This is a genomic window from Methylobacterium sp. 092160098-2 (assembly GCF_028920805.1).
In the GTDB taxonomy this organism is placed as follows: Bacteria; Pseudomonadota; Alphaproteobacteria; order Rhizobiales; family Beijerinckiaceae; genus Methylobacterium; species Methylobacterium fujisawaense.
Genome location: NZ_JAQPZJ010000004.1, coordinates 116387 through 127533 on the forward strand (window position 1 = coordinate 116387; position 11147 = coordinate 127533).

An 11147-nucleotide genomic window follows, 5' to 3' on the forward strand; every position below is an offset into this window, starting at 1 on the left:
ACAAACCGTACAGCAATCGAGCGAATTTATTCTGCGGTAGCACGTAGTTAGCAGGAGACATCGTGATGCGACCGTCTGCGTCTGTGCACTAGGAGGAACCCTCAAATGGCGATGTCTTCAGCCCAGTCCTGGACCCTGGCCGGGATCCGGAAACCGTACGGTGATGTCATCCAGGGTCTATCCTGTGACGGCCGCGAAGTGCGGGCGGCGGTGTTCGACGAGAACCAGGTGCGCGCCGCCGCAGGTCTGACGATGGTGCTCGGCGCGGTGGCGTTCGCGTACGCTTATCTTGCCAGGGTGTATGTGCCGATCCAAATCGTCACCATCGTGTTCTTCATCGAGTTTCTGATCCGTGTGACCGTCGGGCTCAAGTATAGCCCCATGGGTCTGCTCGCGCGCTGGATGACACGGCGCCAGGCGCCCCAATGGGCGTCGGCCAAGCCGAAGCGGTTTGCCTGGACGCTCGGCCTCGTCATGTCGCTGGCGATGGTGATCATCACGAACAGCGGCATCCGCGGCGCACTGCCCCTGACGATCTGCCTGATCTGCCTGACCCTGATGTGGCTCGAAGCCGTGCTCGGCCTGTGCCTCGGCTGCGAGATCCACGGCCTGATGGTCCGGCGCGGTTGGGCGACCAAGGACGAGGCCTTCGAGATTTGCGGGCACGGCGCCTGCACGATCGACGGACGGCGCTAACTCGAAAGCTATCCTGAACGTGGCAGCTGATATCTCGCGCTTTGTCCCGCCTGTCGCCGTGCGAGAGCGGATCGTCGGCCTCGACCGGCGCGTGCCCGTGCTCGATGGATCGACGCGGCGCTACATCAACCTGGACAATGCCGCGAGCACCCCGGCGCTTCGCAATGTCTTGGACACCGTCAACCAGTTCATGGAGTGGTACGCCTCGGTACACCGCGGCGCGGGCTTCAAGAGCCGCGTCGCCACTCAAGCGTACGAGGATGCGCGCCAGACCGTGGCACAGTTCGTCGGGGCAAACCCACGCCAACACGTCGTCATCTTCGGCAAGAACGCCACCGAGGCCATCAACAAGCTATCCTACCGGCTGCCGCTTTCTCCCGAAGACGTGGTGCTGGTCTCGCAACTGGAGCACCACAGCAACGACCTGCCCTGGCGGGCGCGGGCGCGCGTCGAGCACATCGGTGTCGACGCGCACGGTGGGCTGGACGAGGTTCATCTCGACCGCTTGCTCCAAACGCATGCGGGCCGGGTGAAGCTGGTGGCTGTCACCGGCGGTTCCAACGTCAGCGGGGTCATGCCCAACCTTCAGAGGCTGGCGGTGAAGGCGCACGCCGCCGGGGCGCAGATCTTGGTCGATTGCGCTCAGCTGGCTCCGCACCGGGGGATCGACATCGGCACGCTCGAGGATCCAGCCCATCTGGATTACGTGACCCTCTCGGCGCACAAGATGTACGCGCCGTTCGGCACCGGTGCCTTGATCGGCCGACGAGACACGTTCGAGCGGGGTGAGCCGGAATATCGCGGTGGCGGCACGATCGAGTTCGTCTCACTCGAGAGCGTCGCTTGGGCCGATGCGCCGGATCGCGACGAGGCGGGAACACCGAATGTGGTGGGCGCGGTGGCCTTGGCTGCCGCGATGCAGACGTTGAATCACATCGGGATGGAGGCCATCGCCCGCCACGAAGCCGAGCTCACGGCCTACGCGCTGGAACGGATGGCGCAGATCGAGGGCCTGCGCCTCTACGGTGAGGCCGATCCAGCGCGCGCTTCTCAGCGCTTGGGTGTGATCGCGTTCAATCTCGAACCCTACTCCCACGCCCTGGTCGCGGCCGTGCTCGGAACGGAATTCGGCATTGGCGTGCGCAACGGCTGCTTTTGCGCGCACCCCTATCTCATCCATCTGCTCGGGTTGACACCTGAAGATGTGCTGCAGATCCGCTCCAGTATGGCGGCGGGCGATCGCCGGGCCATGCCGGGTATGGTCCGCGTGAGCTTCGGCACCTACAACACGGTCGAAGACATCGACAGGCTCGCCGAAGCGCTGACTGCGATTGCGCGCGGCGAATATGAGGGGCAATACTGCCAGGATCGAGCTAGTGGCGAGTACTCTGCGCGCGGCTGGTCGCCGGATCTCGATGAACATTTTTCGCTGGGCGCCGTGCGCCGGGGTTGTGCTTCCGAGGCGTCGCGCGGGCGGTGAGGCATGAGGGAGCCCGCCGCCGGCAGTTCGAGCGACGGAAATGCCAAAGCGGCGTGCGCCCGAGTTCGGGGTCAGGATACGTGCAGGGAGCTCCGGCAGGCCGCCGAATAGCCCGGCCGGCGCATCGTCGGGCAGCGAAGATTGGCAGGACCGGCAACACCGAGGTGGACCATGGCGATAGCGCCTCGACTCCTGCTCCCGACGGCACTCCTCTGGGCTGGCGCCGTCTCAGGGGCACCGGCGGGAGATGCACCCTTCGGTCTCGCATGGGGGCCGCTCACATCCGTGCCCCGCCCATCCATGGCGGATCGCGAGGGGAACGTCACGGCCCTGTTCTACGTCCACGGCCAGCCCCCGGCGTCCGGGTCCGACACCCAGCAAATCGTCCTCGAGGTCTGTCAGGAGGAGGGTCTGCAGCAGGTCATCTGGCTCAGCCGGCCTTTCGCGGAGGCCGAGATCCCGTCGGCCTACGCAGCCATCTATCGGGAGGGGGTTCGACGTTACGGCGCGCCGCGGGACGACAGGCCGACGCAAGCGGTCGTTTGGCCGACGGGGCGGACGCTTCTGGCGATCCGCCTCGTCGCGGGCGGCGGGAAACGCATCATCATGATTGCCTCGGGCGAACTCTACGAGAAGTGCTCGCTGGAGCAGGAGGCCGCGCGACCGGCCATCCCGCCACCGTCCACACCGCCGACCTACTCGAAGCCCGGGAACGGCGCATAGCGCCATGACCGCGCGCTGGCCGGAGCTCATCCGTGTCCGGCCGGAACTGTCCCGCAACCCTGGAGCGCAGAAGAGTTTCGATGCGAAGAACACTGATAGTGGCCCTCGGCATCGCGGTCGCGACATCCGCGCAGGCGCAATCGACGGCCAAGATCGTCGGCATCGGTGCCCAGACCTGCGCTGAATTCAACAAGGAGATCGGTTCGACCCAAGCAGCCGAGCTGTACTTCTTTGCTTGGGCACAAGGGTTCATGAGCGGCGTTCTCATTCGTGCGCCCGCAGGTTTGGACGAAGGCTTGGATCTGACACCACGCTCTTTTCCGCTTCAGGCGCAAGTAGATTTTCTGCGCACGTTTTGCGCCCAGAACCCAGATCAAGACTACATGGATGCCGTCAGGGCTCTCTACCGGCGCTTGCGCGGGCCCGGCATTTAGATGCGAACCTCTCCAGGCAACATGGGCTCGCGAGAGCCCGACGAGACCGCCTTGCGTGCCTGCCGCAACATATTCTACTTCACGCTGAAAGGAACGATGATATCGCCCCCGAATGTAAACTGAGATCCCTTGGTGCCGCGCCCGAAGGGTGTCGTGCCGTTCAAGGAGGTGTCGTAGCGAACCTCTGGCCTGATAATCAGCTGTTTGATGCCGAAGATGTTCTCTGACAGCGTCGGAGTCAGGTTCAGGCCCGCCGTGACAGCGCCGTAGGTCGTTCGGCCGCCGCTGTAGCTCCCATTTGGGCGCCCGTACTCGGCGTTCACGAAATCAAAGTTGCCCGGGAATGCGGCAACAAAGAAGCCTTTGTTGTCCCGCCAAATTTCACCCCTGACTACGACCTTCAGCCAATCGTTAACCGCATAGGACACGTACTGCGCCACGCCGTAGCCGTCGGCTTTGAAGCCATCGTCTTTGATGTAGTTGAGATCGGTTGTGAAAACCAGCCTTTCACTGGCCTTCCACACCGCGGTGACGTCGTTGAGGTAGCGGAGTGACCTGTTCGGGTTGCAGAGGCACGCCTGCGAAATACTCGGAACGCCGGGATTCTCTGGCCCGATCAAGGTTGTTGCTGTGATCGTGAGGCCGCTCCCGAGAAGGTTGTTCAGGGCAAAGCCACCGTGAAAGCTGGCCGACCCGTTATTGTCCCCCCTGCCGAGCGTGGTGTTCACGCCGCTCACGACCCCGGCGAAGACATCGAGAACTTCATTCACGTGCGTGGTTGTGAGAATCCCGGTGTGCTTGAAGGGGATGCCGAAGTTGAAGATGTAGGAGTGAGAGTAAAGCAGGTTATCAGGAGCATAAATCACCTCTGCTCCTTCCAGGGTAACGAATTGTCCCAACTTCACATCGATCCCGCCCGCCGTCAGCCAAGGCAGATGGGCGACTCCGTAAGCCTCGACAATGTTAAACTGATTGAGCCCGTTGATGGAGTAATCGAACTGCCCCAGAAACTGCGTTGCCCTCGCATCCGAACCATACAGGGTCTGCAATTTGAACCCGACGTCGTACCCGCTCGGGTCCGTCGAGAGCGGCCTCTGGATCGTCAACACGGTCTGGTTCAACAGGAAGCGGTTGGCCTTATCGGTAAAGAGGTGGCCAAAATTGATCCCGTCCGGCGGGCTGGCGGGGTTGGCAGTAAGCCCTGCCTCGACATGACCTGTTATCGAGACCGTGTCCCACCAGGACTGCACAGCAACCGGAGGGGCGGAGTTCAGGTCGGCCGCTGCGGCGACCGTGGCCGGGCCCAGCAAAACCACAGCTTGGAATATGCCGATGTGCTTCATGATCCTCTCCGGGCGCCTGCTGGTTGAGCCCTCGCCCTCAGACACTACGGGCTCAAAATTGGATCAAGAGTAAAGTCCGGGCAACCTGTCCAAGCGATAAGCAAAGCAGCCATCTTGGAGACTTTGCAGGCCGGGCTGCTTTTCTCGCCACAGCGGCTGCGGGCCGGACAACAAAGGCGATCGGTGCTCCGATGTTGATGGGAGCCAAAGGTGGCATCGTGTTCCCACCGGCCTCAAGCCGGCCGTGGGACGAGCCCACGCAGATCCGGACATGGCCCTGCGTCAGCCTTCAGCCGACGCGGGCGTCTCCCTCGAAATTCCTTCGGAAGACGAGTTCCGGTGTTCGTGCGGCGCTGAGAATCGCGAAAATCCCTCCTACCCATAGCTCTGAAGGAGGGACCCCACCAAAAGATTCCAGCCATCGACGAGCACGAAGAAAATCAGTTTCAGCGGCAAGGCCACACTGGCCGGAGGCATCAGCTGCATGCCCAGAGCCATCAGAACTGAAGCCGCGGCCAAGTCGATGATCAGGAACGGGACAAACAGCAAAAACCCGATCTCGAAGGCGCGCCGCAGCTCGGACAGCAGGAAGGCCGGCGCAATCACCTCCAGACCGATGTCATCCGGTTTGGCTGGAGGAGGCGCTTTGTCCAGCTTGAGGAAGAAATCGAGTTCCTTCTCACGAACGTTTTTCAGCATGAACCTCCGGAAGGGGGCCAGCGATCGCGCAAAAGCCTCCCCCTGCTCGATCTCCCCGGCCAGCAGCGGTTCGATACCCGTGCGGTAGGCCTCTCGTCCGACTGGCGCCATGATGAAGGCGGTCAGGAACAGGGCAAGCACCGTGATGACAGCGTTGGGCGGAGCCGTCGGGGTGCCAAACGCGGAGCGCAGGATTGAGAGGACCACGACGATGCGGGTAAACGACGTCACGACCAGCAGCACCGACGGCGCCAGCGAGAGGAGCGTGATCAGTGCAACCAGTTGAAGTGCACGTTCGGAGGCGCCGACACCGCCGAGATCAAGCTCAAGGGTCTGAGCGTCGACCGGAGTTGCGGTGAGGAGGAAGGTAAGAACAAGGGTCTGCGCAAGCCCGAGGACCCCAGGTCTTCCGGATGGTGTTCGGGATTGTTGCCGCGATAGAACCATCAGAACCTCTGCCCTCGTCCAGAGAAGGCCTGTCGAGCGCCTTAGCGGCTTCTGCTTGTAACCGGAAGCGCCATTCTGAGAACACGAGGAGGGGGCAGGCGCCTCAGCCCAGGGCTGTTCAACGCTTTTGACTGAGTGACGCGTCTGCCGGTTTGGGGAGCGGCGTTTCCGCTTTTGCGGCGTCGGTTTGTGTGACTCTATGGGGCGCAGCCCAGCGCGCAGGTTGCCCCATGGCGACGGCGCTCGATCTCGTATCCTGCCTAGCCCTGATCCCGGATCGGCGCCGGCGTGAGGGAAGGATGTACAGCCAGGTTGGGGTGATCGTGTTTTCGCTCATGGCCCTGCTGAGCGGGGCGCGCTCGTACCGGCAAATTCATACGCTGATCCAGCGACGCCTCTCGCTCCTCAACGCCGCCTTTCCCCAAGCGGTGCTGCGTCGGGCGCCGGCCTACACGTCGGTGCGAGGCATTTTGCAGCAACTCGATCCGGCCGCCTTGGAGCAGGCATTTCGGCGCCATGCCGAGGGGCTTGATCGCTCCTGTGGAGACACGCCGTCCCGGTTCGTTGCCATCGACGGCAAGACCTTGCGGCAGAGATTCGACCAGTTCGCCGACCGCAAGGCGGCGCATGTTCTCAGCGCCTTTGCGGTCGACCACCAGATCATCCTCGCCCACGCCGTCGTCGACGAGAAGTCCAACGAGATTTCGGCGGTCCAAGCCCTGATTGCCGAGATGGCTTGAGCGGGTGCGTGATCACGCTCGACGCTCTGCACTGCCAAAACAACGTTTGAGCCGGTGCGTGAGAGCGGCAATGAGGTGATCGTCCAGGTCAAGACCAACCAGCCGGCCCTGCTGTGCCGTCTCGAACACGTCGTCGCTACGCGAGCGCCCATCGCGGTCGAGAGCAGCCGGCATCGCGGGCGAAACCGGCAGGAAGACCGCTGCATCACCGTCTACCCGGGGGGCCGACATAGGACGGGCACAAAACCACGCTAAGCGGACAGAGCAAGAACATCGGACCTGTCAGTGTGCTTGCGGTTGAGGGGTCTGAAGCCATCGAGCCCGATCGCCGCTTCTCCGGTCCAGATGTAATCGCCGGTGAGGTTGATGTGCTGCCAGCCGAGCGGTGCCAGGTGAGCGAGCAAATCGTCCGGAACGGGCTCGCCCTGGCGGCGCAACTGACGGATGGCGCGGTCCATGTAGACCGTGTTCCAGAGGATGATCGCGGCCACAACCAGGTTCAGGCCGCTGGCGCGATGTTGACGGCTCTCCGCGTCGCGATCCCGTATGCGCCCGAGGCGATGGAAGCAGACCGCCCGAGCGAGCGCGTTGCGGGACTCGCCCTTGTTCAGTTCCGCGCTCGCCTGTCGGCGCAGGCCGGGATCCTCCAGCCAGTCGAGGGTGAACAGGGTGCGCTCGATCCGCCCCAGCTCCCGCAGCGCCAGGGCCAGCCCGTTTTGGCGCGGATAGGATCCGAGGCGCCGCAACATCAGCGAGGCGGGCACGCTGCCCACGCGCACGGAGGTCGCCAAGCGCAGGAGGTCGTCCCAATGGCGCGTGATCAACGCTTCGTCGATCCGGCCGGCCAGGAACGGTTCGAGCGTCGGCCATCGCCCGGCCGGGGCAAAGGCATGGAGCCTGCGATCGGAGAGGTTCGGGATGCGCGGCGCGAAGCGGAAGCCGAGCAGATGGCAGAGCCCGAACACATGGTCCGAGACGCCACCGCCATCGGTGTGGTGGATCGCGATGTCGACGCCGCCGCCATGGTAGAGAAGGCCATCGATGACGTGGGCGGCTTCGCCCTCGGTCGCCGAGATGACCTTCGTGTGGAACGGGGCATAGCGGCCGGAGATGAATGTGTAGAACGAGACGGCGGGGTGAGATCCCTTGTGCGGATTGATCGTCCCGGCGCCCTCGGCGTGCCCACCGAGCGGGAAGTGCTGCCCGTCGGAACTCGACACGACCGCAGCCCCGAACGCGGCGGCCAGGGGATGAGCGTGTTGAGCGGCGACGACCGCGGCCAGCGCCCGGCCATAGTTGTCCTCGTTCAGATGCCATCCGGCCGTCCAGGCGAGCTGGCGGTAGCTGGCCACCGCGCAGGCGTCGGCCATGCGGGTGAGACCGAGATTGGTGGCGTCGGCCAGCACCGCCGTCAGGACGATGCGCCGATCGGACGTCGGCAAGCCCGTCCGGAGATGGGTGAAGTGGTCGCAAAGACCGGTCCAGCCGTCGACTTCGGCGACGAGATCCGTGATCCGGATCCGCGGCATCAGGGCCTGGATGCGGGCGGCCAGATCTTCGGCGGCCTCGGGGGTGATCGCCTGTGGCGCGGTGATCCGCAAGGCGGTCGCGGAGATGCGGACGTCGGCGAGGAGGTTGCGGTCGGCACGCCGTTCCACTTGGTCCAGGCGCTCTCCGAGGAGCGTCTTGCGCATTTGCAGATAGACGGACGGATCGTCCGGAACGGCGAGCGGCAGCGGTCCTGCCTGCCGCATCGTGGTGAACAGTGCCTGCGGGATCATCTGGTCTTCGATGGCACGGTACTGCCGGCTGCCGGCGACCCAGACATCCCCGGCGCGCAGCCTGTCGCGCAACTCTGCGAAGAGGCAGAGTTCGTAAGCGGCGGCATCGAGGTGACCGCCGCGCAGGACCGCGCTCCGCCAGCCATGCCGAACGAACCCGGTCGGTAGGTCGCCTGGGAGCGTGCGGCGCGTCCCGCGATAGAAGACGCGCATGCGCTCGACCGCCCGCAGGAGGCCATCCGTGCTGGCGATCCCATGGAACGCGAAGCTGTCGAGGAACAGGGGGCCGATCCGGCGCACGAGCCCGTGACTGGCGGCGGCAAGGGCGGCATGGTCGGCTCCGTCCGGACGGGACAGGCGATCCGCTTCGGCGACCGCACGCATGAAGCCGTCCCAGGAGATGACGCTCTCGATCGCCGCGAAGGCGTCGCCTCGTGCGTCGCGCACCGCGATCAACGCATGCCCGACGCGGGCGAGGAGCCGGATCTTGTCGTTGACGGCCCGCGCGTTGGCCTGCAACTCGGAGGCGGCGCGTCGCTCGGCCCGCCGGAACAGCCCTCCCACGAGCCGGTCGAACAGGCCGACGGCTTCGTCGGTAAGGCGGGTCATGGCGTCCAGCGCGGTGACGGCGAGGACGGCGTGCCGCCGGAGGGGCGACAGGCTCTTCAGGTGTTGTGCGGACAGGCGCATTCCTTCGCGGGCCAGGGCTTGGCGGCGATCGGTTTGGATCGCCTCGACGAGCGTAGCGTCGAGCCCGAGGGATCGAAGCCGCCCGAGCTGGCCGAGAAGGCGCACCAACGCGCGATGTCCTGCCGCTCCCGGTGGCTGACGCGCCCAGGCGAGCGGGCTCAGCACAGCCTCGGCGGGAACGTCCAGAAGGGCGTCCAATGCGGCACGCCGGCGATTGTCGAGCCGGGCATCGATCTGACGGTCCACATACCGGTCCGCCTGAGACAAGGCGTCGGCGGTCAGACGCTCGATCACCGTGGGACCCGGTGCGGCGATGGCCCGGCGGCGAAGCTCCTCCATGAGAAGCCGGGCGAGCGTTGTGCCACTCGTCGTGGCCAGGGCCTGGGGCAGCAGCCATCGGGCCATCGCGATGCGATCGGGCCGGGCAAAGGTCCTGAACCCGAACGCGGTGTAGAGGGCCTGGAGTTGGTCGTAGCGGGTCTGGGACCGGATGGCGTAGTCGACCAGAGCGTCCGAGGGCAGATCGAGCTGGTCGGCGATGAACGTCAGAACCTCCCGCGGCACGACTTCACCGCGATGGAGCAGACGCCCCGGATAGCGCAGTGCGCAGAGCTGGACGGCAAAGCCGAGGCGATTGTGAGCCCGCCGCCGCCGGGCGATGACCGCGAGGTCGGCTGGAGACAGGGTATAGTAACGGACGAGGTCGGCTTCGTCCGTCGCCAGGGCGAGCAACGCGTCGAGTTGGGTTCGGGTCACGGCTCGGCGGCGTGGCATGGCGGCTCTGTCCCAATTGGAGTAATGGCTATTTGCGATGCCGGCAGGCCAAGCTGGAACAAGGACTTGGCGGGCGCAGGGCCGGGAGGGTTCAATTGGGACAGAGCGCGGCGATCTATTGCCGGGTCTCGACCGCGGACCAATCCTGCGAGCGTCAGGAGCGCGATCTGCGTGCCTTCGCCGAGCGCGCCGGCTACGCGGTGGTCGGCGTGTTCAGGGAAACCGGCTCGGGGGTGAAGCTCGACCGTATCGAGCGCCGCAAGGTCATGGCGCTGGCGCAAGCCCGCCGGATCGACGTGGTGCTGGTGACGGAGCTGTCGCGCTGGGGCCGCTCGACCCTCGACCTTCTCGAAACCCTGCGTGAACTCGAAGCCCGGCGCGTCTCTGTCGTGGCGATGAGCGGCATGACCTTCGACCTGGCGAGCGCGACCGGCCGCATGATGGCCACGGTGCTGGCCGGGATCGCCGAGTTCGAGCGCGAACTCCTGCGCGAGCGTGTCCGCTCGGGCCTGGCGGCGGCCCGGGCACGGGGCCGGGTGCTCGGGCGGCAGACCGGCCAGAGGCCGAAATCCGACCGTCTCGCCCCGAAGGTTTTGGCCCTGATCGAGGCCGGGCGGAGCTACCGGCTGATCGGCCGCGAACTCGGGCTCAGCAAGAACACAGTGGCGGAGATCGTCAAACGCCATCGCAAACCGGTGGCCGGAGTCCGCCCGTGAGCCGGCCGCCGCGCAAGCCCCCGGCCAACGCCTACCGCAAGGTCGACTTCCGCGAGGAGGCTCGGGCGATCGTCTTCAAGGATCGGTACGATCGGAAATACGGCCGGGCCGTCGATACCGCCGGCACGATCGCCCGAGCCCTGGAGCGCGCCTACAAGCAAGGCTTCGCCGATGCCCAGGACCCGCACCGATCGGCCTCGCCGGTGACCGAGCCGACGGCTGGCCCGCTCGAATGGGGGTTCATTCCGCCGCGTCCTAGGAACGCATTCTGGTCCTGCTGCCTGTTCATCCTTGGCCGTCAGGGCAATCGCCTGCGCCTCGGGCATCTCGAACCCGCTCTGACCGAACGGGGAACCCAGGGCTGGCGGCTCGTCGTCGAGGGTTACGAACCCGAGCTCAAGGATGTGATCAGCGCCAGTTCGATCCGACCGTTGGTCAAATTGGGCCTGCTGGAGAGCGCCCCGAGCAGTCCCGAGAGGTTGACCATCAGCGCCCGGGGCCGCGCCACATGGGAGCTGTACCTTCTCTCAGGTGAACTGGGCCCCTGAGCATCGCTCCAACCCAAACTTCGTTCCTCGTTTGTCTCCTTAGCGTGGTTTTGTGCCCGTCCTATGTCGGCACCCC

Annotated in this window: 10 protein-coding genes; 7 read left to right on the forward strand and 3 right to left on the reverse strand. The window is 65.2% G+C overall.

Annotated elements, in window-relative coordinates; genetic code table 11:
* The first annotated feature begins 210 nt into the window (after nucleotides 1-210).
* The 4 genes from PQI07_RS36130 (at nucleotide 211) to PQI07_RS36145 (ending at nucleotide 3333) form a co-directional block, all read left to right on the forward strand.
* Nucleotides 211-696 (forward strand): DUF4395 domain-containing protein, encoded by a 486-nt coding sequence (locus PQI07_RS36130; RefSeq protein ID WP_274929260.1) that lies wholly within the window; start codon nucleotides 211-213, stop codon nucleotides 694-696.
* Between the two features lie 19 nt (nucleotides 697-715).
* The gene (locus tag PQI07_RS36135) at nucleotides 716-2176 is read left to right on the forward strand and encodes an aminotransferase class V-fold PLP-dependent enzyme (RefSeq protein ID WP_274929261.1); all 1461 of its coding nucleotides are present in this window, start codon (nucleotides 716-718) and stop codon (nucleotides 2174-2176) included.
* A 300-nt stretch (nucleotides 2177-2476) separates the two neighbouring features.
* A complete protein-coding gene (locus PQI07_RS36140; protein ID WP_274929262.1) occupies nucleotides 2477-2899 on the forward strand; it encodes a hypothetical protein in 423 nt (140 codons plus the stop codon).
* Nucleotides 2900-2997: 98 nt separating this feature from the next.
* The gene (locus PQI07_RS36145; protein WP_274929263.1) at nucleotides 2998-3333 is read left to right on the forward strand and encodes a hypothetical protein; all 336 of its coding nucleotides are present in this window, start codon (nucleotides 2998-3000) and stop codon (nucleotides 3331-3333) included.
* A gap of 74 nt (nucleotides 3334-3407) precedes the next feature.
* Here the strand turns inward: PQI07_RS36145 and PQI07_RS36150 are convergent, their stop codons facing one another.
* Nucleotides 3408-4676, reverse strand: a complete 1269-nt coding sequence (locus tag PQI07_RS36150; RefSeq protein WP_274929264.1) for a porin — start codon at nucleotides 4674-4676, stop codon at nucleotides 3408-3410.
* Between the two features lie 375 nt (nucleotides 4677-5051).
* A complete protein-coding gene (gene fliP, locus PQI07_RS36155) occupies nucleotides 5052-5822 on the reverse strand; it encodes a flagellar type III secretion system pore protein FliP (protein WP_274929265.1) in 771 nt (256 codons plus the stop codon).
* 230 nt (nucleotides 5823-6052) lie between these two features.
* Here fliP and PQI07_RS36160 point away from each other — a divergent pair, with 230 nt between their 5' ends.
* Nucleotides 6053-6562: an ISAs1 family transposase gene (locus PQI07_RS36160; protein WP_274929266.1), complete on the forward strand. Its 510-nt coding sequence runs from the start codon at nucleotides 6053-6055 to the stop codon at nucleotides 6560-6562.
* Nucleotides 6563-6813: 251 nt separating this feature from the next.
* Here PQI07_RS36160 and PQI07_RS36165 read toward each other — a convergent pair whose 3' ends face one another.
* On the reverse strand, nucleotides 6814-9807 hold the full coding sequence (locus tag PQI07_RS36165; RefSeq protein WP_043075339.1) for a Tn3 family transposase: 2994 nt from the start codon (nucleotides 9805-9807) through the stop codon (nucleotides 6814-6816).
* A gap of 95 nt (nucleotides 9808-9902) precedes the next feature.
* On the opposite strand from PQI07_RS36165, the gene PQI07_RS36170 reads away from it, so the two are divergent.
* Nucleotides 9903-10523, forward strand: a complete 621-nt coding sequence (locus PQI07_RS36170; RefSeq protein WP_043075338.1) for a recombinase family protein — start codon at nucleotides 9903-9905, stop codon at nucleotides 10521-10523.
* Nucleotides 10520-11071, forward strand: coding sequence for a hypothetical protein (locus tag PQI07_RS36175; RefSeq protein ID WP_043075337.1), 552 nt, complete (start codon nucleotides 10520-10522; stop codon nucleotides 11069-11071). The genes PQI07_RS36170 and PQI07_RS36175 overlap by 4 nt, the downstream gene beginning before the upstream one ends.
* Nucleotides 11072-11147 lie beyond the last annotated feature (76 nt).